This is a genomic window from Pseudomonas sp. HD57-3 (assembly GCF_056113135.1).
The window spans coordinates 6,136,597-6,158,281 of the sequence record NZ_CM148568.1 but is presented as its reverse complement, the minus strand read 5'-3'; the positions used below and the strand labels follow the sequence as shown (position 1 = coordinate 6,158,281).

At 61.7% G+C, this 21,685-nt stretch carries 20 protein-coding genes; 8 read left to right on the top strand and 12 right to left on the bottom strand.

The window, feature by feature from the left end; translation table 11 throughout:
- The first annotated feature begins 126 nt into the window (after positions 1 to 126).
- Entirely contained in the window at positions 127 to 684 is a 558-nt protein-coding gene (locus AC0R79_RS28025; RefSeq protein ID WP_007959813.1) for a DUF2780 domain-containing protein, read from the top strand.
- A 1-nt stretch (position 685) separates the two neighbouring features.
- Here AC0R79_RS28025 and AC0R79_RS28020 read toward each other — a convergent pair whose 3' ends face one another.
- A complete protein-coding gene (locus AC0R79_RS28020) occupies positions 686 to 1,573 on the bottom strand; it encodes an acyltransferase (RefSeq protein WP_085608923.1) in 888 nt (295 codons plus the stop codon).
- Between the two features lie 265 nt (positions 1,574 to 1,838).
- Between AC0R79_RS28020 and rloA2 the strand changes: the two genes are divergently transcribed.
- From rloA2 to creD, 4 genes are all read left to right on the top strand, one after another.
- Positions 1,839 to 2,342, top strand: coding sequence for a retropepsin-like aspartic peptidase RloA2 (gene rloA2 / locus AC0R79_RS28015; protein WP_007959815.1), 504 nt, complete (start codon positions 1,839 to 1,841; stop codon positions 2,340 to 2,342).
- Positions 2,343 to 2,415: 73 nt separating this feature from the next.
- Positions 2,416 to 3,096, top strand: coding sequence for a two-component system response regulator CreB (gene creB, locus AC0R79_RS28010; RefSeq protein WP_007959816.1), 681 nt, complete (start codon positions 2,416 to 2,418; stop codon positions 3,094 to 3,096).
- The gene (gene creC, locus AC0R79_RS28005; RefSeq protein WP_474732549.1) at positions 3,096 to 4,511 is read left to right on the top strand and encodes a two-component system sensor histidine kinase CreC; all 1,416 of its coding nucleotides are present in this window, start codon (positions 3,096 to 3,098) and stop codon (positions 4,509 to 4,511) included. The genes creB and creC overlap by 1 nt, the downstream gene beginning before the upstream one ends.
- A gap of 82 nt (positions 4,512 to 4,593) precedes the next feature.
- A complete protein-coding gene (gene creD / locus AC0R79_RS28000; protein ID WP_433898623.1) occupies positions 4,594 to 5,964 on the top strand; it encodes a cell envelope integrity protein CreD in 1,371 nt (456 codons plus the stop codon).
- 87 nt (positions 5,965 to 6,051) lie between these two features.
- On the opposite strand, the gene AC0R79_RS27995 is transcribed toward creD, so the two are convergent.
- From AC0R79_RS27995 to AC0R79_RS27960, 8 genes are all read right to left on the bottom strand, one after another.
- Entirely contained in the window at positions 6,052 to 6,681 is a 630-nt protein-coding gene (locus tag AC0R79_RS27995) for a glutathione S-transferase (protein ID WP_474732548.1), read from the bottom strand.
- Positions 6,682 to 6,745: 64 nt separating this feature from the next.
- Positions 6,746 to 6,925, bottom strand: a complete 180-nt coding sequence (locus tag AC0R79_RS27990) for a hypothetical protein (protein WP_007959820.1) — start codon at positions 6,923 to 6,925, stop codon at positions 6,746 to 6,748.
- Positions 6,922 to 8,052, bottom strand: a complete 1,131-nt coding sequence (locus AC0R79_RS27985; protein ID WP_474732547.1) for a PepSY-associated TM helix domain-containing protein — start codon at positions 8,050 to 8,052, stop codon at positions 6,922 to 6,924. Before AC0R79_RS27985 ends, AC0R79_RS27990 begins: the two co-directional genes overlap by 4 nt.
- A gap of 74 nt (positions 8,053 to 8,126) precedes the next feature.
- The gene (locus AC0R79_RS27980; protein WP_007959822.1) at positions 8,127 to 10,553 is read right to left on the bottom strand and encodes a TonB-dependent siderophore receptor; all 2,427 of its coding nucleotides are present in this window, start codon (positions 10,551 to 10,553) and stop codon (positions 8,127 to 8,129) included.
- 198 nt (positions 10,554 to 10,751) lie between these two features.
- Entirely contained in the window at positions 10,752 to 11,723 is a 972-nt protein-coding gene (locus tag AC0R79_RS27975) for a FecR family protein (protein WP_375748003.1), read from the bottom strand.
- Positions 11,720 to 12,238, bottom strand: a complete 519-nt coding sequence (locus tag AC0R79_RS27970) for an RNA polymerase sigma factor (RefSeq protein WP_045121909.1) — start codon at positions 12,236 to 12,238, stop codon at positions 11,720 to 11,722. Before AC0R79_RS27970 ends, AC0R79_RS27975 begins: the two co-directional genes overlap by 4 nt.
- A 110-nt stretch (positions 12,239 to 12,348) precedes the next feature.
- The gene (locus AC0R79_RS27965) at positions 12,349 to 13,056 is read right to left on the bottom strand and encodes a 3'-5' exonuclease (protein ID WP_127800284.1); all 708 of its coding nucleotides are present in this window, start codon (positions 13,054 to 13,056) and stop codon (positions 12,349 to 12,351) included.
- Positions 13,053 to 14,993, bottom strand: a complete 1,941-nt coding sequence (locus AC0R79_RS27960; RefSeq protein WP_474732546.1) for a putative nucleotidyltransferase substrate binding domain-containing protein — start codon at positions 14,991 to 14,993, stop codon at positions 13,053 to 13,055. The genes AC0R79_RS27965 and AC0R79_RS27960 overlap by 4 nt, the downstream gene beginning before the upstream one ends.
- 253 nt (positions 14,994 to 15,246) lie before the next feature.
- Here AC0R79_RS27960 and AC0R79_RS27955 point away from each other — a divergent pair, with 253 nt between their 5' ends.
- On the top strand, positions 15,247 to 15,693 hold the full coding sequence (locus AC0R79_RS27955; protein WP_127800280.1) for a response regulator: 447 nt from the start codon (positions 15,247 to 15,249) through the stop codon (positions 15,691 to 15,693).
- A 128-nt stretch (positions 15,694 to 15,821) separates the two neighbouring features.
- Positions 15,822 to 16,229, top strand: coding sequence for a hypothetical protein (locus tag AC0R79_RS27950; RefSeq protein ID WP_127800278.1), 408 nt, complete (start codon positions 15,822 to 15,824; stop codon positions 16,227 to 16,229).
- Positions 16,230 to 16,283: 54 nt separating this feature from the next.
- Here the strand turns inward: AC0R79_RS27950 and AC0R79_RS27945 are convergent, their stop codons facing one another.
- The gene (locus AC0R79_RS27945) at positions 16,284 to 18,461 is read right to left on the bottom strand and encodes a malate synthase G (RefSeq protein ID WP_127800276.1); all 2,178 of its coding nucleotides are present in this window, start codon (positions 18,459 to 18,461) and stop codon (positions 16,284 to 16,286) included.
- 454 nt (positions 18,462 to 18,915) lie between these two features.
- Here AC0R79_RS27945 and AC0R79_RS27940 point away from each other — a divergent pair, with 454 nt between their 5' ends.
- Positions 18,916 to 19,434: a glycine cleavage system transcriptional repressor gene (locus tag AC0R79_RS27940; RefSeq protein WP_007959830.1), complete on the top strand. Its 519-nt coding sequence runs from the start codon at positions 18,916 to 18,918 to the stop codon at positions 19,432 to 19,434.
- A gap of 222 nt (positions 19,435 to 19,656) precedes the next feature.
- Here the strand turns inward: AC0R79_RS27940 and rarD are convergent, their stop codons facing one another.
- Positions 19,657 to 20,544, bottom strand: coding sequence for an EamA family transporter RarD (gene rarD / locus AC0R79_RS27935; RefSeq protein WP_474732545.1), 888 nt, complete (start codon positions 20,542 to 20,544; stop codon positions 19,657 to 19,659).
- Between the two features lie 66 nt (positions 20,545 to 20,610).
- Positions 20,611 to 21,585, bottom strand: a complete 975-nt coding sequence (locus AC0R79_RS27930) for a serine/threonine protein kinase (protein WP_474732544.1) — start codon at positions 21,583 to 21,585, stop codon at positions 20,611 to 20,613.
- Between the last annotated feature and the right edge of the window lie 100 nt (positions 21,586 to 21,685).

The window sequence follows — 21,685 nt, the reverse complement described above, 5'->3', positions numbered from 1 at the left end:
TTTCATGCACGTCTTCGGTATGAAAATGGCTGACCCGCGCCGGAACATGCCGGCGGATGCCCGGTCAAACCGGGCAGTTTGACCCTCCCTTGACGGAAGGTCTTCACGCCACAAGAGGATGTCTGAATGAAGATTTCACGCGGTTTTGCCCTGGCATCGCTCCTGACCCTGGCGGCAGGGCCGGTGTTTGCCGGTTTCAGTTTGAATGACGTGGCTGGCGCGGTATCGGGCATGCAGGGTGGGGACAAGGCTGCCGCTGCGGCGCCGACGTCGGAAACCGCCGGTCTGTTGAGTGCCTTGAGCGCGCTGAACGTCACGCCGCAGCAAGCGGTCGGCGGCACCAGTGCCATGTTGGGCCTGGCGAAAAACCAGCTCAGCAACACGGATTATTCCGAACTGGCCAAGGAAGTGCCGGGCATCGACAAGCTGTCGGGCGGCAGCGGTAATCTGGCGGCGTTGAGCGGCTTGCTCGGATCGTCCGGCAAGTCCGCCGGGCTGGAGAATGCGCTGGGCAACGTCAAGGACACCAATGACCTGAACAACGCCTTCGGTGCGTTGGGCATGGACAGCGGGATGGTCGGCCAGTTTGCCCCGATCCTCCTGCAATACCTCGGTCAGCAGGGTGTCGGCGGCTCGTTGCTGCAAAGCCTGGGCAGCATCTGGGGCACCGGCACCAACGGTTGACTCAGCGGCGCTCGCCCTTGAGTTCGGCGATGCGCTGATCCTTGAGGGTCCAGAGCTGGTTGACCCAGTTCTGGACCTTCTCGCGAAACACCGGATCATTTTCGTAATCGCCCTGCCACAGGGCCGGATCCAGCTCGCGGGTCTGGATGTCGATGATCACGCGCGGCACGTTGCCGCTGATCAGGTCCCAGAACCCCGGAATCTTCTGCTGTGGATAAACCACGGTCACATCGAGAATCGCGTCCAGCTGTTCGCCCATCGCCGCCAGTACGAACGCCACGCCGCCGGCCTTGGGCTTGAGCAGGTGGCTGAACGGTGATTGCTGCTGAGTGCTTTTGGCCGCGGTGTAACGCGTGCCTTCCAGATAATTCACCACTGTCACAGGCTGGCGCTTGAACAGCTCGCAGGCGGCTTTGGTGATTTCCAGATCCTTGCCGGCCAGCTCCGGGTTCTTCGCCAGGAATGCCTTGGTGTAGCGCTTCATGAACGGGTAATCCAGCGCCCACCAGGCCAGGCCCAGGAACGGCACCCAGATCAGCTCTTTCTTGAGGAAGAACTTGAAGAACGGCGTGCGTCGGTTGAGGGTCTGGATCAGCGCCGGGATATCGACCCAGGACTGATGGTTGCTGATCACCAGGTAAGACGTGTCGCTGCGCAGGTCTTCGCCGCCGCGAATGTCCCATTGGGTGGGGATGCACAGGCGAAAGATCAGCTTGTCGATTTCCGCCCAGGTTTCGGCGATCCACATCACCGCCCACGAGGCGTAGTCGCGAAAGCGCCCCGGCAGGATCAGCTTGAGCAGGGCGAACACCATCAGCGGGCCAAAGAGCACGAGGGTGTTGGACAACAGCAGCAGGGTGACGAAACAGCCGGTGAGCAGGCGGCGCATAAGCAACTCTTGGAAAACGGATGGGCGCGCCATGATAAGTGGCTTCGGCCGGCAGGCCAAATCCGCCGGTGACGAATGTTTCACCTGTGGCGCGTTAGTCTGATCGTTCTCACGCTCTGCGTGGGAACGCCGCCGGGGACGCTCTGCGTCCCTGTGACGCGGAGCGTCACCTGATGCATTCCCACGCGGAGCGTGGGAACGATCAAGTAAACAACGGTCTAAAATCTCGCGTCTGACGCCCCCATTTCCCAAGGAAGCCCCTTACGTGAAATCCCTCCTTGCACTGCTTTCCCTCGTCGCCCTGCCGGTGCTCGCCGCCGAACCGACGCTGTACGGTCGTTACGAATACATCGCGCTGCCGGAAATCGGCGGCGAAGTGCTCAAGGCCAAGATGGACACCGGCGCACTGACAGCTTCGCTGTCGGCCAAGGACATCGAGACGTTCAAACGCGACGGCGAAGACTGGGTGCGTTTCCGCCTGGCCACCAAGGACGCCAGCAACAAGGTGTACGAACACAAGGTCGCGCGGATCAGCAAGATCAAGAGTCGCTCGGATGAAGAAGACGAGGGCGAAAGCACCGAAGTGGCCAAGCGCCCGGTGGTCGATCTGGAGCTGTGCCTGGGCGACGTCAAGCGTACCGTGGAGGTCAACCTGACCGACCGCAGCAACTTCAACTACCCGCTGCTGATCGGCGCCAAGGCCCTGCGCGAGTTCGGCGCGGCCGTGAACCCGGCGCGACGCTTCACGGCGGATAAGCCGGACTGCTAAACCAAGTGGTCTCATTGACGTAACGCCGGGCTTGGGGCACCGTTCGCGCACTTAACCCACAGGCTCGGACGCCATGCCTCATATCCTGATTGTCGAAGACGAAGCGGCGATTGCCGACACGCTGATTTTTGCCTTGCAGGGCGAGGGCTTCACCACGACCTGGCTGAGCCTGGGCGCGGCGGCGCTGGAGCATCAGCGCCAGACTCCGGCGGATCTGATCATCCTCGACATCGGCCTGCCGGACATCAGCGGCTTCGAAACCTGCAAGCAGCTGCGTCGCTTCAGTGAAGTGCCGGTGCTGTTTCTCAGCGCGCGCAACGCCGAGATCGATCGCGTGGTGGGCCTGGAAATCGGCGCCGATGATTATGTGGTCAAGCCGTTCAGCCCACGGGAAGTGGCAGCCCGGGTCCGGGCGATTCTCAAGCGCATGGCGCCACGTCCGGTCATCGAAGCATCCTCGGCGCTGTTTCGCATCGATCCCGAACGTGTGCAGATCAGCTATCGCGGCCAGCCCCTGAGCCTCACCCGCCACGAATTCCGTCTGCTGCAATGCCTGCTCGAACAACCCGAGCGGGTGTTCAGCCGCGAGCAACTGCTCGATGCGCTGGGCGTGGCGGCGGATGCCGGTTACGAACGCAGCATCGACAGCCATATCAAAAGCGTGCGCGCCAAATTGCGCCTGGTCCGCGCTGAGGCCGAGCCGATCCAGACCCATCGCGGCCTCGGCTACAGCTACAGCCCGGGGCACAGCTGATGTCGCTGGGGCTGCGGATTTTCCTGGTGTACGTGCTGTTCATCGGCCTCACCGGGTACTTCGTGCTCAACACCGTGATGGAAGAAATCCGCCCCGGCGTGCGCCAGTCCACCGAAGAAACCCTGGTCGACACCGCCAACCTGATGGCAGAAATCCTGCGGGACGATTTCAAGGCCGGTACCCTCAACCAGAATCGCTGGCCCGAGCTGCTCCGCGCCTATGGCGAACGCCAGCCGAAGGCGACGATCTGGGGCCTGGCGAAAAACCAGGTCAACCACCGCATCTACGTCACTGACGCCAAGGGCATCGTGGTGCTGGACTCCAGCGGTCTGGCCGTCGGTCAGGACTACTCGCGCTGGAACGACGTCTACCTGACCCTGCGCGGCGAATACGGCGCACGCTCCAGCCGCAGTGACCCGAATGATCCGAATTCTTCAGTGATGCACGTCGGCGCGCCGATCCGCGACAACGGTGCGATCATCGGCGTGGTCACCGTGGCCAAACCCAACAGTTCACTGCAACCCTACGTCGATCGCACCGAACGCCGTTTGCTCGGTTACGGCGCCGGATTGATCGGCCTCGGCCTGCTGCTCGGCGCCGTGCTGTCGTGGTGGCTGAGCCGCGCGTTGCACCGCTTGACCGTTTACGCCCAGGCCGTGAGCGAGGGCCGTCGGGTGGCGGTGCCGCATTATCGCGGCGGCGAGCTGGAGCAGTTGGCGACCGCCGTGGAACAGATGCGCACCCAGCTCGAAGGCAAAGCCTACGTCGAGCGCTATGTACACACGCTGACCCATGAATTGAAGAGTCCGCTGGCGGCGATTCGCGGTGCCGCCGAGTTGTTGCAGGGCGAGATGCCGGCGGATCAGCGATTGCGCTTTGTCGGCAACATCGACAGTGAAAGTGCTCGGATGCAGCAGTTGATCGAGCGCCTGCTGAACCTTGCCCAGGTCGAACAGCGGCAGGGTCTTGAGGAGCGCGTCGCCGTGCCGTTGGCGGCGCTGGTGAGTGAGCTGCTACAGGCACAGATGGCACGCATCGAGGGTCGACAGCTGCGGATCGAACAAACCATCGCGGCGGATCTGGCGTTGATCGGCGAGCCGTTTCTGTTGCGTCAGGCGCTGGGCAATTTGCTCGAGAACGCGCTGGATTTCACCCCGTCGCACGGGCTACTGCGCTTCGGCGCCGAGAAAGTCGGCGAGCGGGTCGAGCTTCGTCTGTTCAACGAAACCACGCCGATTCCCGACTATGCCTTGCCCCGTTTGAGCGAGCGTTTCTACTCCCTGCCACGTCCCGACAGCGGGCGTAAAAGCACCGGACTCGGGCTCAACTTCGTCGAAGAGGTGGTCAAGTTGCACGGTGGTTCGATGCGCATCGGTAACGTCGAAGGCGGGGTGGAAGTCGTTCTGCAGTTGTAGTCTCCACACAAACTCCACATTCCTCCCACAAAACCCCCACATCCTCTTTGCAGACTCTGCCCATCGAAACAGGGAGAGTCCCATGAACAAAAGTCTGACGATAAAACTCGGGGCCATTGCCCTGCTGATCCTGGTGTTGCTGGTGCCGCTGTTGATGATCGACGGCATCATCGATGATCGCCAGCAACTGCGTGACGGTGTGCTGGAAGACATTGCCAGAAGCTCAAGCTACAGCCAGCAACTCAGCGGGCCGGTGATGGTTGTGCCGTATCGCAAAGTGGTGCGCACCTGGAAAACCAAAGAGAAGAGCGACGAGCGCTATCAGGAAATCGGCGAAGAACGCGGGCGCCTGTATTTCCTGCCGGAGCGCTTTGAACTCGACGGCCAGGTGCAGACCGAGCTGCGCGCCCGGGGCATTTACGAGGCGCGGCTGTTCCATGCCGACAACCGTATCAGCGGGCATTTCTCGCTGCCGGCGCAGTTGGGGATCAAGGAAGACTTCGTCGACTACACCTTCGATGCGCCGTTCCTGGCGGTCGGCATCAGTGATATTCGCGGGATCGAAAATGCGCTGAAACTGGAGCTTGGCGCGCAACGCCTGGACTTCGTTCCGGGTACTCAGGTCGGCTGGCTGGGCGAGGGTGTGCGAGTGACGCTGCCGGCGCTGGACACCAGCAAGACCACGGAACTGGCCTTCGGCTTCGACCTGCGCCTGCAAGGCACCGGCTCGTTGCAAGTGCTGCCGGTGGGCAAGACCAGCCGGGTGAACCTCGCTGCCAACTGGCCGCACCCAAGCTTCATCGGCAACTTCCTGCCGGCCAAGCGCGAGATCAACGATCAGGGTTTCACCGCCGACTGGCAGACCTCGTTTTTCTCCACCAACCTGCAAGAAGCGATGAGCCGTTGCGTGTCGGGCAATGATTGCGAGGCGTTCAACGGGCGCAGTTTCGGCGTGAGCTTCATCGATCCGGTGGATCAGTATCTGAAGAGTGACCGGGCGATCAAATATGCGTTGTTGTTCATCGTCCTGACGTTCGCCGGTTTCTTCCTGTTCGAAGTGCTGAAAAGCCTGGCAGTGCACCCGGTGCAATACGCGCTGGTAGGTGTGGCACTGGCGTTCTTCTATCTGTTGCTGCTGTCGTTGTCGGAGCACATCGGTTTTGCCCTGGCGTATCTGTTGTCGGCCAGTGGTTGCGTGCTGTTGATCGGTTTTTATGTCTGCCACGTGCTGCGCAGCGTGCGGCATGGCTTGAGTTTTTCGGCGGGGCTGGCGGCGTTGTACGGCTTGCTCTACGGCTTGCTGAGCGCCGAGGATTACGCGCTGCTGATGGGCTCGCTGCTGCTGTTCGGTCTGCTGGGTGTGTTCATGGTGCTGACCCGCAATCTGGACTGGTACGGGATCGGGCAGAAACCGGGCAAACCGCTGGAGTTCGATATCGGAGCGGTGCAATGAGCCGGTTCGTGGGGTTGCGTGAGGAGCAGCGGGAGGCCGACGTGTTGATGACGCTGATCTTTGCGTCGTTGCCTCCCGCCCGGTGCGTCAAGCCTTCGGCATCGTCGCAATCATCGAAGGTCGCTGGCTCACTTCAAAGAACCAGTTGGCCAGTTGCGGGTTGGCGTCACGCCAGCCCAGATCCGGGAAGCGCAGATCCAGATAACCCAGCGCACAGGCCACACTGATCGAAGCGACGTCGAAATGGCAGGTCAGTTCGGCAATCGCGTCGCGCTCCAGCAGGGCGAGGGCGCGGCGGATCTTCTCGCGCTGGGCCTCGAGCCATTCGTCCCAGTGTTTTTCCGGGGCGCGCAGCACTTGCTCGTAACGCACCATGACCGAGGCGTCCATGATCCCGTCGGCCATCGAGGCCAGGGTCAGGCGCCGCCAGCGGGCCGAGCCGTCGCGGGGGATCAGCGGGTTGCCGACGTGCTGGTGGTCGAAGTAGTCGAGGATCACCCGGCTGTCATGGATGACATTGCCGTCGGCCAGGCGCAGGGCCGGGATCTTGCCCAGCGGGTTGTCTTCGTTGAGGGCGGCGTCCGGGCTGACAGGACTGAGTACGCAGTCCTGCAGCGCGACGCGATCCTGTTGGCCGGTCTCGTGCAGCAGCACCATGACTTTGCGCACGAACGGGGACAGGGTGTTGTGGAACAGGGTCATGCTGGGAGCGGACATTGGCAGGGTCTCGGTCAAGGGCAAGACGGGCAGCATAGCGCGTTGCCCGTCAGGCTCAAGCCGTTCAGCGGCGTTGCAGCAGTCCGCGCAGGCCAAGGGCGGCCGGAATGCCCAGACCCACCCAGCTCAAACCATCCCAGATCCCGTCGCCCAGCAGCGCGGCGAACAGGCCCGCCGCACTCAGCAGCGCGATCACCAGCGGTGTGCTGAAGACCTTCCAGAAATTCGACTGACGCGGCTTCATGCAGAGGCCTCCACCGGTTCCAGTACCGGTTTCGCGGCCTTGCGTCGTACCACCCACAGGTACACGCCGCTGGCGAGGACGATGATGGTCAGCACGTCCAGCGTGGCCCAGAGGATTTTCATCGGCATGCCGCCGTAGTCACCGAAGTGCAGCGGCTGCGACATGCCCATGGCGTCCATGTACCACGGCCGTTCTGCCACCGCCGTGACTTTCAGGGTGCTGGCATCGATCAGCACTGGCGTAAGCAGGTGCGAGGTCAGGTGCGTGCCACCCTTCATGAACACCGAGTAATGGTGCTCGCTGGAGAACCGGGTACCGGGGAAGGCGATGAAGTCCGGTTTCATCCCCGGTGTGACGCTACCGGCGATGTCCAGCACCCGGGTGGCCGGGGCCAGTTGCGTCAGCGGCGGGGCATCGCGGTAGGGCGCGATCAGGGTCGTCAGGGCTTCGGCCCGCCATGCGGCGATCAGCAGGTCGGCGCAGGCACTGATGACGCCGGTCACGCCAACCACCAGTGCCCAAGTCAGGGTGACCACGCCGATCAGGTTATGCAGGTCGAGCCAGCGCAGGCGGGTGGATTTGTCCTGGCGCACGGTGCCGAACTTCAAGCGGCGCATGAACGGCAGGTACAACACCGTGCCGGACACGATCGCGATCACGAACAGCAAACCCATGAACGCCAGCAGCAATTTGCCTGGCAGGTCGGCGAACATGTCGACGTGCAGACGCAGGATGAACAGCATCAGGCCGCCGTTGGCCGAAGGCATTTCCAGGGCTTCGCCGGTGCGCGCGTCGAGCATGAAGGTGTGCGAGGAATTGGGCTCGGTACCGGCAGTCTTGGCCATGATCGTCAGCACGGCATTCGGCTCGTCGTCTTCGAAGCCGAAGTACTGCACGACTTCACCGGGCCGATGCTTTTCCGCCGCTTCGACCAGTTGCGCCAGGTTCAGATGCGGCGTGTCCGCCGGCATCACCCGCAACTCGGGCGCATCGCCCAGCAGGTGGTCGATTTCGTGATGGAAAATCAGCGGCAGGCCGGTCAGGGCCAGCAGCAGCAAAAACACGGTGCAGATCAGGCTGGTCCAGGTGTGGACGAAGGACCAGCGACGAATTGTTTTACTTTTCATTTCATGACCTTCAAAAACACCAAAGCCGTCCACGAGGGACGGCCTGGTTGCAGGGCCTGTTTCAGCTCAGGCGCTTACCACTTGTAGGTGGCGCTGGCGACGACACTGCGCTGGTCGCCGTAGTAGCAGTAGAAGCTGTCGCAGGTGGAAATGTAGTCCTTGTCCAGCAGGTTGGTGGCGTTGAGTGCCAGCGACGCGCCTTTGAGGCTGTTGTCCAGACGGCCGAGGTCGTAATGCACGGCGGCGTCGAACACGGTGTAGGCGTCCGCCTTGCCCAGCCAGGTGTTGGCTTTGTCGCCGTAAGTGTTGCCGGTGTAGCGCGCGCCGGCACCGATGCCGAAGCCGTCGAGCACGCCGCTGTGCCAGGTGTAATCGGCCCACAGCGAGGCTTGCTGGTTCGGCATCAGTTGCAGGCGGTTGCCCTTGTCGGCGCCGTTCTGCACTTCGGACTTGGCCAGGGTGTACGCGGCGATGACCTTCAGGTTGTCGGTGACGTCGGAGACGGCTTCCAGCTCCAGGCCTTTGACCTTCACTTCGCCGGTCTGGCTGGTGATCGATACGCCGTTGACGAACGAGCTGACCGAAACGTTTTTCTGGGTCAGGTCATACACGGCCGCAGTCAGCAACGTCTTGCTGCCCGGTGGCTGGTACTTGATGCCCAGTTCCCACTGCTTGCCTTCGGTCGGTTTGAGCGATTCGGTCGAAGAGGCATCGGCGCCGCTGGTCGGCTGGAACGATTCGGCGTACGAAAGGTACGGTACGAAACCGGAGTCGAACACGTAGCTGATCGCTGCGTTGCCGCTGAAGGCCTTGTCGCGGTCGGTGTTGGTCGCATCGGCCTTGTTGATGAACTTCGTACCGGTGTGCACCCAGTCTTCACGACCGCCGAGGGTCAGGCGCCATTGATCCAGGGCCATTTGGTCCTGGACGTAGAGGCCGGTCTGGTAGGTCTTCTGGTTGTAGTCATAGAACGCGGTGGAGCGCGCCGGACGCACGATCGGCTGACCATGGATCGGGTTGTTCACGTTGATGTCCGGCGCACTGCCGAAGATCGAGGTGTAGTTGGTGTTGCTGCGCTGGTGATCCAGACCCAGCAGCAGGGTATGGCGGATGTCGCCGGTGGCGAAGTCGGCCTGGAAGTTGTTGTCCACGGCGAACTGGCTGATGTCTTCGTCGACGATGGTGGTTGAGCGGCCGACGTTACCGTCATTGTCCACTTGAGTGAACGGGTAGGAGCCGACGGTGATGCCCTGGAACGACAGATCCGACTTGGTGTAGCGCAGGTTCTGTTTGAACTGCCACACATCGTTCAGGCGATGTTCGAAGGCATAGCCCAGCGCGTAGTAGGTGCGGTCGTAGTATTCCCAGTCCGGATCGCCCAGATTCTTGTGGTGGGAAACCTTGCCGAACGGCATGTCGATCTTGGTGCCCTGCACCGGCAGGAACTGGCTGGTGATGCCAGTATCGTCGCGGGTGAACTGGGTCAGCAGGGTGAACTTGGTGTCGTCGTCGATGTTCCAGGTCAGGCTCGGCGCGATGTTGTAGCGCTTGTTGTCGACGTGGTCGACCTGGGTGCCGCTGTCACGCACCACACCGCTGAGGCCGTAGAGAAACTGGCCGGCGTCGTCGATCTTGCCGGTGCTGGCGAAGTTGATCTGACGGTGGTTGTCGCTGCCGTATTGCAGCTGGATTTCGCTGCTCTGCACATCGCTCGGGCGACGGCTGACCATGTCCAGCAGGCCGCCCGGCGGGGTCTGGCCGTAGACGGACGAGGCCGGGCCGCGCAGCAGGGCGAGGCGGTCGAGGTTCCAGGTTTCCTGTTTCGGGTTGGCGTACACGCCTTTTGGCAGCGGCAGGCCGTCGAGGAACTGGGTCGGTTCGAAGCCACGCACGCGCAGCCAGTCGGCGCGGGTGTCGCTGCCGTAGCTGCTGGCGGTGATGCCCGGCATGTAGCGCACGGCGTCATCGAGGCTGTGCACGCCACGGTCTTCCATTTGCTGGCGAGTGGCGACCGAAATCGAACGCGGTGCTTCGACCAGTGCAGTGTCGGTCTTGGTGCCGGCGGCGGTACGGGTGGCGGTGTAGCCTTCGACCGGGCCCCAGGCGCTTTCATAGTTTTCCACGCCGATCACCGAGGTTTCCGGCAGGGCCATTACGCCTTCCGGCACGGCGACCAGGGTGTAGGTGCCGGCGCTGCTCTGTTCCAGTTGCAGACCGGTGCCGCGCAGGGCCGCGCGCAGGGCGCCGGCCGCGTCATATTGGCCGTTGACCGGCGCCGAGGTCTTGCCCGCCGCCAGCGACGGGTTCAGAGACAGCGTGAGGCCGCCCTGGCTGGCGATCTGGTTCAGGGTGGTCGACAACGGAGCCGCCGGCAGGTTGTAGGCGCGTACGCTCGACGCCTGTTCAGCGGCGATCAGTTGGCTGCTGGCCAGCGGGGTGCAGAGGGCAATGGCGACCGCCAGCAAACTGGGGCGCAACAAGGTGTCTAGCGAACGGGACATACGGCGGCTCCTGAATGGAAATATTTCTCAATTGCCTGTGTGCCGGACGAGATTCGAAAAGTGATAGGGCTGGATGAAAATAATTTCGATTAACGAACGACATCGCTGCACAAGTCAGCAGAAAGTCCGTTTTCATGGGGTGCGGGTGTTTCTGTCGCGACCTGCTCGCGACAGCGATTGCTCAGGCAGCGCTGAATGTCAGGGCTTCGGATCCGCCTTGGCCACGGTCACCCACCATGGCGTGTGCTGCTCGATCTGCACCGGCAGGGTCGGCAGGAGGGCGTTCAGCGCCTTGTCGGTGTCGTGCAGCGGGAAGCTGCCGGTGATGCGCAGGTCGGCAACTTCCGGCGCAATGCCCAGATGGCCGCGGCGATAACGACCGAGTTCATGCACCAGGTCTTCCAGGCGCGCGTTGTCCACCACCAGCATGCCGCGGGTCCAGGCATCGGCACCGGGGTTGAGCGCCACTACCGAATCCAGACCGTTGCTGCGGATCAGCACTTGCTGTCCTTCGCGCAGGATCTGTTCCTTGGGATCGGATTGTGGATGCGCCGCGACCGCCGACTGCAACACGCTCAGGCGCGTGCCGGCGTCTTCGCGTTTGACCAGGAATCGCGTGCCCAGGGCGCGCATGCTGCCCTCGGCGGTTTCGACGATGAACGGCCGCGCATCGCCGTGACCGGTTTCCACGAGGATTTCGCCTTCCTGCAACACGATCAGCCGCTGTTTCTCATCGAAGCGGACATCCACCGCGCTGTGAGTATTGAGGTTGAGCACGGTGCCGTCGGCCAGGCGCACGGTGCGCTGTTCGCCGGTGGCGGTGCGTTGATCGGCGAGCCAGTAATCCAGTGGCAGATAACGTTCGCCGGCAAACAGCGCCAGACCGACCACCGCTACGACACTGGCCAGCCCGCTGCCCAGCCTGCGCACCCGGCGGCGGATGCCTTCGCGCGATTGCAGCAACGCGGTGCGTGCCGGACCGTTGGCCACGCTGAAACGCTGGTCGAGCATGCCCAGCTGACGCCAGGCGCGAGCGTGTTCTTCATTGGCCGCGTGCCATTTGGCGAACTCTTCGCGCTCCAGCGGCGTGCTGGAATCGAGGGTCAATTGCCAGGCAATCGCCGCATCCAGCACATGGGCCGGGACCGGTCGGGAACTGGCCGGGCTCATGTCGGCTCACCGTACAACGCGACGTAGCACTGGCGGATGCCTTGGGCCAGGTACTGGCGCACGCGGGGCACAGACACGCCGAGTTTGTCGGCGATCTCGGCGTGGGTCAGGCCGTCGAGGCGGTTATAGAGGAAAGCGGCGCGGGCCTTGGTCGACAGCTTGCCGAGCATGCGGTCGATGGCCTTGAGGTCTTCGAGGATCAGTTGCTGTTCTTCGACCGAGGGCTGCTCGCCCTCAGGGATCAGCATCAGTTCGGTCAGATACGCCTGTTCCAGCGCCGCCCGGCGGAAGTAGTCGAACAACAAGCCTTTGGCGATCGCCACCAGAAACGCCCGGGGTTCGCGAGGCGTCAGCAGTTCGTCGCGGCCGAGCAGGCGGACGAAGGTGTCCTGGCTCAGGTCTTCGGCACGTTGCGGGCAAGCCACATTGCGGCGCAGCCAGGCCAGCAGCCAGCCGCGGTGGTCGCGATACAACGCACCGACGAGCTCACTGTGAGGGCTTTGGGCTGAAGACACGACGACACCGACTGGGAAGTGTTAACTAACGAGAATTGTTCGCGATTGTGGCAGAGGTGGGAATGGTTAGCAATTGGCCACCGGTCGGGTTGTCGGGTGACAACCCGGATTCAGAACGAATGCGTCTGCTGGCGGCGTTTCCACTGACTCAGGCGTTGCTGCAGATTCAGCGGGCTGTGGATCTGCTGCTGGCGTGCCCGGCTGAACAGGATCAGCGCCAGTTCCGCCGTGGCCAGAGCGTCGGCGCTCGCATGGTGGCGTTCGAACACTTCGAGCTTGAACCAGTCGATCCACTCGTCCAGCCCCGCCTCGCGAATCTGCGCCTGCGGGCAAACCAGCGGGGCGATCTGCGCCACATCGAGAAACACCGTCTGCAACTTGTGCCCCAGGTGTTCCTTCAATGCGCGGCCGAGCATGTGCTGGTCAAAGGAGGCGTGAAACGCCAGCACCGGACTGTCGCCGATAAACTCCAGCAGTTCGACCAGCGCTTCCGTGGGCTCGCTGCCGGCGGCAATCGCGCTCGGTGCCAGACCGTGAATCAACACGCTCGGGCCGAGTTTCAGCTCGCGGCATTGCAGGGTGCGTTCGAACTGCTGGCTGAAGTCGATCGCACCGTCCTCGATCACTACCGCGCCAATCGACAGCACCCGATCCTTGTTCAGGTTCAGCCCGGTGGTTTCCAGATCCAGCACCACCCAACGCTGTTCGCGCAGGCTGCACTCGTGCAGCTCACCGATGGCCGGGAGTTTCGTCAGGCGCTGTTGCAGGTCGTCCGGCACAACGGGGCTGGCCGGACGCAGCCACGAAAACAGGCTCATAGCTGATACCGCAAGGTCAGGCTGCTTTGCAGGCGCTGGGCCTGGCGCAGGGATTCACGCAGGATGCGCCGGTCCAGATGATTGAGGCTGTCGGGATCGACCCGGTTCGAATACGGCAGGTTTTCCCGGGTCTGCAGTTGATGCTGTTGCATGCGCGTCTGTTGGATGAAGTGATACGCCTCTTCGTACGCGGCGCCATCCAGTCGGTCGATGACTTCTTTATCCACCAACTGGCGGAAGCGTTCGAGGGTGTTGTTGGCATCGATGCCATGGGCCAGCGCCAGCAGGCGGGCACCGTCGACAAACGGCGTCAGCCCCTGGATCTTCAGGTCCAGCGTGGCTTTCTCGCCGTTCTTTTTCGTGAGCACGAACTCACGGAAACGCCCCACCGGTGGACGGTTGCGCAAGGCGTTCTCGGCCATCATCCGTTGGAACAGCCGGTTATCCGCGACCTGATCGAGAATCCCCCGGCGCAATTGCTCACAACCCTGTTCATCACCCCAGACCACGCGCAGGTCGAAATAAATGCTTGAGCCCAACAGGTTCTCCGGCGTTGCCTCGCGGATGAACGCGGCAAAGCGTCGGGCCCATTCGGCGCGGGACAGACACAGCTGCGGATTGCCGGCCATGACGTTGCCCTTGCACAGAGTGAAACCGCATTGCGCCAGACTGTTGTTGATCTGCTGGGCGATGGGCAGCAGCTTGCCGCGAATCTCCGCCGCATGGGCCGCATCCCGCGCGTCGAACAGAATGCCGTTGTCCTGATCGGTGTGCAGCGTCTGCTCGCGCCGGCCTTCGCTGCCGAAGCACAGCCAGCTGAACGGTACGCCGGGGTCGCCTTTCTCGGCGAGGGTCAGTTCGATCACTCGGCACACGGTGTGATCGTTGAGCAGGGTGATGATGTGGGTGATCTGGGTCGACGAGGCGCCGTGGGCGAGCATGCGCTCCACCAGTTGGCCGATCTCGCCGCGCAGGGTCACCAGTTGTTCGACCCGCTGGGCGCTGCGAATAGTCCGCGCTAGGTGCACCAGATCGACCCGCTGCAGCGAGAACAGATCCCGCTCGGAAACCACGCCGCACAGACGTCGATCCTTGACCAGGCACACGTGGGCGATGTGCCGTTCGGTCATGGCAATCGCCGCGTCGAAGGCGCTGTGATCCGGCGACAGATAGAACGGCGAGCGGGTCATGTGGCGTTCGATCGGCTCGCTGAAATCGCCCACCCCTTCAGCCACTACATGGCGCAGGTCGCGCAGGGTAAAAATCCCTAGCGGCGCCTTTTGCTCGTCCACCGCGACGATGCTGCCGACCTGTTGTTCGTGCATCAGCTTCACCGCTTCGCGCAGTGGGGTGGAGGGGCTGCAGGTCACCGGATGGCGCATGGCCAATTCGCCGAGGCGGGTGTTCAGCGAATATTGGGTGCCGAGGGTTTCCACGGCTTTTTGCTGGACTTGCTGATTGACCTGATCGAGCAGGCTGCTGACCCCGCGCAGGGCGAAATCGCGGAAGGTGCTGGAGAGGGCGAACAGCTTGATGAACGCCAGTTTGTTCAGTTGCAGGCAGAAGGTGTCTTCGCCGGCCAGGTGTTCGGTGCGAGTCGCCCGTTCGCCGAGCAGCGCGGCGAGGGGAAAACACTCGCCGGTGGTGATTTCAAACGTGGTTTCGGTGCCGCCCTTGGCCGTGTGCGGCCGCTCGCCGACCACCCGGCCCTGCTTGACGATGTAGAAGTATTCGACCGGCCCGTCGGCGGGTTTGATGATGCTTTCGCCCTGACCGTAGAAGCGCAGCTGGCATTGCTCCACCAGATAGGCCAAGTGGGCATGTTCCATTTGATTGAAAGGGGGGAAGCGCTGGAGGAATTGCAAAGTGCCCTGAATGTTCTGCAACACCGCGGTTTTCCCTGCCTGGGTGAAGGCGTCCGCTTTACTCATAACCATTACCGCAGTCTTTTTCGAATTGTTGTTGTCGGATCGTTGCAGCCATGGTCGACCCCATCGCGCGGGGTGCCCATTGGACGTAAGTCTAGGTTGGGCATGCCGTTGGGGAGTTTTCGGATATGCCCTACAAAATCAGTCGGAAATTCTTCGGTTCGCCCCTTGGAAAAAAATCCGACGAAGTGCACATTGAAGCTCTGCCCAGCGATGTCTGACCACTGTGCCAGGGGATCGATTTGAAAACGTAGAGAACGCCATGTCCGACCACGATATTTTGAGCGACGCCGAGCGCGAAGCGCTCAGCGCCGTCATGCTGGAACCCGACCTGCCACCGCAGCGGGTACTGATCGTCGACGACGACAAGGATGCCCGCGAGTTGTTGTCGGAGATCCTGGCATTGCATGAGATTCGCTGTCTGACCGCGGCCAGCGGCGAGTCCGCCCTGAAGATGCTCGAAGAGAAACCTTCCATTGGCCTTGTGATCACCGATCTGCGGATGGGCAATGTCGGCGGGCTGGACTTGATCCGGCAGGTGCGCGAGTCGGTACGGGCGGCGATGCCGATCATCATTGTCTCGGGCGATGCGGACGTGAAGGACGCGATTGCGGCGATGCATTTGAGCGTGGTGGACTTTTTGCTGAAGCCGATTGATACCGCCCAATTGCTTGGACTGGTCAGGCATGAATTGGGGATTGAGCAGTAGTTACCGTCTGTCTGAATTCATCGCGGACTGTCAGATCTGACAGTAGGCGAGCTTGGGGCGGAGTGTGTTCACTGATTTGGGAGCGCTGGCGTTGGGCCAGAGCATCATCTTGTGAACAGGAATTCATCATGAATCAATCAAAAAAAAGTGCCGACGTACCCAGTGCCAGCGTTAGTTACGTTTTAGACAATTTGCCTGATTCTTTTAAAACGACGAAGGTTTTTGGGACGACGAGTAGAGTCCTCATTTCGTCTGAAGGCTCACGAACCGAAAACATTGCGCTGCATTTTAAACCAGGCCAATTGGACCCAGGCACACGGACTCTCAATTTGGCTGATATTGCGCGTGTTGTATTTTCACCGAAGCCTTTTGTGGAATATGTCGACACTCCATCAGGCAACGTGAAGGTGACTGTGACGTTGGTCGGAGATGAATATTTCTTGTTTGAAGGGACGGTCACGGATGGCAAAGTCAGCAACGAAGGTAAAACGGTCCTGTTCTCCGCAACATATCAATGCAGATTTCCCGAGGCTTAAAAAAAAGCCCTGATCAAAATATCAGGGCTTTTTCATGTCTGGCATCAGCGCAGGTTACAGGCCGTTGGCAGCCTTGAACTCGCGACGACGACGGTGCAGGACCGGCTCGGTGTAGCCGTTCGGCTGTTTGGTGCCCTCTATCACCAGTTCGACCGCCGCCTGGAAGGCGATGTTGCTATCGAAGTTCGGGGCCAGCGGACGGTACAGCGGGTCGTTGGCGTTCTGACGGTCAACCACCGGCGCCATGCGCTTGAGGCTTTCCATCACTTGCGCTTCGGTCACCACGCCGTGGCGCAGCCAGTTGGCGATGTGCTGGCTGGAGATACGCAGCGTCGCACGGTCTTCCATCAGGCCGACGTCGTTGATGTCCGGCACCTTCGAGCAACCCACGCCCTGGTCGATCCAGCGCACCACGTAACCGAGAATGCCCTGGGCGTTGTTGTCCAGTTCGTTCTTGATCTGCTCCGGGGTCCAGTTCGGGTTGACCGCCAGCGGGATGGTGAGGATGTCATCGACCGAAGCGCGGGCACGTTTGACCAGCTCGGCCTGACGGGCGAACACGTCGACCTTGTGGTAGTGCAGCGCGTGCAGCGCAGCGGCGGTCGGCGACGGAACCCAGGCAGTGTTGGCGCCGGCCAGCGGATGAGCGATTTTCTGTTCGAGCATCGCGGCCATCAGGTCGGGCATTGCCCACATGCCTTTACCGATTTGCGCACGACCTTGCAGGCCGGTGCTCAGACCGATATCAACGTTCCAGTTCTCGTAGGCGCCGATCCACTTCTCGGCCTTCATGTCCGCCTTGCGCACCATCGGGCCGGCTTCCATGGAGGTGTGGATTTCGTCGCCGGTACGGTCGAGGAAACCGGTGTTGATGAACACCACGCGCTCGCTGGCAGCCTGGATGCAGGCCTTGAGGTTGACCGTGGTGCGGCGCTCCTCGTCCATGATCCCGACTTTCAGGGTGTTGCGCTTGAGGCCCAGCACGTCTTCGATGCGACCGAACAGCTCGTTGGTGAACGCCGCCTCTTCTGGGCCGTGCATCTTCGGTTTAACGATGTAGACCGAACCGGTGCGGGTGTTCTTGCGCGAAGTGTTGCCGCTCAGGTTGTGCATCGCCGCCAGGCAAGTCACCAGGCCGTCGAGGATGCCTTCCGGCACTTCGTTGCCGTGCTTGTCGAGGATCGCGTCGATGGTCATCAGGTGACCGACGTTACGCACGAACAACAGCGAGCGGCCGTGCAGGGTCAGTTCGCTGCCGTCGACCTTGGTGTAGGTGCGATCCGGGTTCATGGTACGGGTGAAGGTCTGGCCGCCCTTGGACACGGATTCCGCCAGATCGCCCTTCATCAGGCCGAGCCAGTTGCGGTAGATCACCACCTTGTCGTCGGCATCGACGGCAGCCACGGAGTCTTCGCAGTCCATGATGGTGGTCAGCGCCGCTTCCATCAGGATGTCTTTGACGCCGGCGGCATCGGTCTGGCCGACCGGGGTGCTGGCATCGATCTGGATTTCGAAATGCAGGCCGTTGTTTTTCAGCAGGATCGCGATCGGCGCATTGGCGTCGCCCTGGAAGCCGATCAGCTGAGCTTCGTTGCGCAGGCCGCTGGTGCTGCCGCCCTTGAGGGTGACCACCAGTTTGCCGTCAGCGATCTTGTAGCCGGTGGAATCGACGTGGGAGCCGGTTGCCAGTGGCGCGGCTTCATCGAGGAACGCACGGGCGAAGGCGATGACTTTGTCGCCACGCACCTTGTTGTAGCCTTTGCCTTTTTCCGCGCCGCCGGCTTCGCTGATAGCGTCGGTGCCATACAGGGCGTCGTACAGCGAACCCCAGCGGGCGTTCGAGGCGTTGAGGGCGAAGCGGGCGTTCATCACCGGAACCACGAGTTGCGGGCCGGCGGTACGGGCGATTTCGTCATCGACGTTTTGCGTCGTTGCCTGGAAATCAGCCGCTTCTGGCAGCAGATAACCGATCTCTTGCAGGAAGGCTTTATAGGCCACGGCGTCGTGCGGCTGACCGGCACGGCTCTGGTGCCAGCCATCGATACGAGCCTGGAAGTCATCGCGTTTGGCGAGTAGGGCTTTGTTCTTCGGCGCCAGGTCGTGAATGACCTTGTCGGCACCTTCCCAGAATTTGTCGGCGGTGAGGCCGGTACCGGGAATGGCTTCGTTGTTCACGAAGTCGAACAGGACTTTGGCGACCTGCAGGCCACCGACTTGAACGTGTTCAGTCATTGCTTGCCTCACTCTGCTCAGCTATTTCGCTTTTCAGCTCTTCAATTTAACAATGAAGCCTCTGGCCATTTAAACCACAAACCCCTCGACCAGTACATGCCATCGCTGGCGGCTGGGCTGGGACCAATCAACGGCTTGGGGGCCTTGCTGACGGGGCTTTCAGGGTTGCGAACGTGCCTTGGGCAGACATCGATCCAGCGTTATGTAGTGCGCGCTGCGGCATACTACATGATGAGTTGCGGTTGTGAAAATCAGACTAATTACGTCGTTCTGCGACCCCATGACGCATTGCGGTCACGGCGCGGAACGGGATGTTCTCAAAAAACCAATGGATTGTTCCAGTTAAATATAAAAAGTTGTACACGATTTGTGATTTCGAGCGTCTGAGGCGTCTGTCGAACGCTTGCCTATACTTGCTTTTCTATAACAAAAGTCATGACAAGAGGGCTGCGCCATGGATCACCTCGTACTCACCGTCTTCGCACCGGACAAGCCCGGGCAGGTCGAGCGCATCGCCCAATGCATCGCCGAACACGGCGGCAACTGGCTGGAAAGCCGCATGTCACGCATGGCCGGGCAGTTCGCCGGGATCCTGCGGGTCGGCGTGCCAGCGGAGGCTTACGACGAATTAGTCGATGCCCTACAAGCTTTGTCGGCACAGGGCATTCGCGTGCTGGTGGCTGAAAGCGGTATCGAGCAGGCCTGCACCTGGAAACCGATCGCCATGGAACTGGTGGGCAATGACCGACCGGGCATCGTGCGCGACATCACCCGGTTGCTGAGCGAGCAGGGCGTGAACCTCGAAAGGTTGGTGACCGAAGTGCGGCCAGCACCGATGAGCAGCGAGCCGCTGTTCCACGCCGAGGCGATTCTGGCGGTGCCGCTGACCCTGTCGCTGGACGTGCTGCAATCGCGACTGGAAACCCTTGCCGATGACCTGATGGTGGAATTGGTGCTGCGCACCGATCCATGACAACAAACGGGTTATCCAGTTTTAGCGTGCACCTGCCTGTGGATAACCTGTAGAGACTGAGCGCCAGGCCACGTCCGCCGTGGCTTGGCGAAGATTGATCAAAAAACCGCCAGCATTCAGTGACTTGCGCACAAACGGCGGGGATCACGCTGTGGATAACCTTGGGAAGGAACGATACAGGCCACGAGAACCGTGGCCTGTGGAGGTTTGTGCGTTTTTTGATCAGCTGCGCCGGCGCAGACTCAGCCACGCATCGACGCTGTACACCGCCAGACCGGCCCAGATAAACATGAAGGCGATCAGCGTGCTGGACGACAAGTGCTCGCCGAACAGCAGAACGGCTTGCAGCAGTACCAAAGTCGGCGCCAGGTATTGCAGGAAACCGAGGGTGGTGTAGGGCAGATGCCGCGCCGCCGCGTTGAAGCAGACCAGCGGCACCAGCGTCACCGGACCGGCCGCCACCAGCCACCAGGCTTCGGAGGTGGTCCAGAACTCGGCCTGGGCACTGGTCGCGGTCGGATTGAGCAGCAGCCATGCGAGGGCGATCGGCACCAGCATCCAGGTTTCCACCACCAGCCCCGGCAGCGCCTTGACCGGCGCCTGCTTGCGGATCAGCCCGTAGAAACCGAAGGTCAGCGCCAGCACCAGCGACACCCACGGCAGACTGCCGACCTGCCACACCTGCTGCGCCACGCCGACCGCCGCCAGACCGACCGCCAGCCACTGCATGCGCCGCAGGCGTTCGCCGAGGATCAGCATGCCCAGCAGCACGTTCACCAGCGGGTTGATGTAGTAACCGAGGCTCGCTTCCAGCATCCGACCGTTGTTCACCGACCAGACGTAGGTCAGCCAGTTGGCCGCGATCAAGGTGCCGCTGAGCGCAAGAATCGCCAGGCGTTTGGGGTTGTCGCGCAGTTCCTGCCACCAGCCTGGATGCTTCCACACCATCAACAGCAGCGCGCCGAACAGCGCCGACCACAGCACCCGGTGAATGATGATTTCCACCGCCGGCACTTCGGCGATGGCTTTGAAGTAGAGCGGGAACAGTCCCCAGATGATGTAGGCGCTAAGGCCCAGAATGTACCCGCGACGCGGGTTGGCGGCTTGCATGCAGAATCCTTGCTTAGGCAGCTAACAAAGCAGCGATTGTACGGGCAGTTGTATAGATGTGTCGTGTCAGAAAAGCTTCAACGGCTCTTCGTTCAACGCCGACAATTGCTCGCGCAACGCCAGCACCTGATCGCCCCAATACCGCTCGCTGCCGAACCAAGGAAAGCTGCGGGGGAACGCCGGATCGTCCCAGCGCCGGGCCAGCCACGCGCTGTAATGCATCAGGCGCAAAGCGCGCAGCGGTTCGATCAGCGCCAGTTCGCGCGGGTCGAAGTCGTGGAATTCGTTGTAGCCGTCCATCAACTCCGACAACTGCCCCAGACAATCCTGACGGTCGCCGGCGAGCATCATCCAGATATCCTGCACCGCCGGCCCCATGCGGCAGTCGTCGAGGTCGACGATGTGGAACATCTCGTCGCGGCACATCATGTTGCCGGGGTGGCAGTCGCCGTGCATGCGGATGTTCTGGTGCGATGTGTTGGCGTAGACGTCTTCCACACGCTTGAGCAGGTCGCGGGCGACCGATTCGTAGGCCGGCAGCAGGCTCTTGGGAATGAAGTTGCCTTCCAGCAGGGTGGTCAACGAGTCATGGCCGAAGTTCTTCACGGCCAACGCTTCGCGGTGTTCGAACGGTTTGGTCCCGCCGACTGCGTGCATGCGCCCGAGCAACTGGCCCAGGCGATACAACTGGTCGAGATTGCCCGGCTCCGGCGCCCGGCCACCGCGACGGGGAAACAGGGTGAAACGAAAGCCGGCGTGTTCGTGCAGGGTTTCGCCGTTGTGGATCAATGGCGCCACCACCGGGATTTCGACGTCGGCCAGTTCGAAGGTGAACTGGTGCTCTTCCAGAATCGCTTCGTTGGTCCAGCGCTGCGGGCGATAGAACTTGGCGATCAGCGGTTCCGAGTCTTCGATGCCGACCTGATAGACGCGGTTTTCATAACTGTTGAGCGCCAGAATGCGCGCGTCGCTCAGGAAGCCGATGCTTTCGACGGCATCGAGCACGAGGTCTGGGGTGAGGGTTTCAAACGGGTGGGCCATGCTGACTCCTGCGCGCAGCAGGCTGCCGCGTCCGGCTCAGCATGGTAGCGCAGACGGGCTGTCTTGAGTGGGATCGTTCCCGTGCGAGCACGGGAACGAT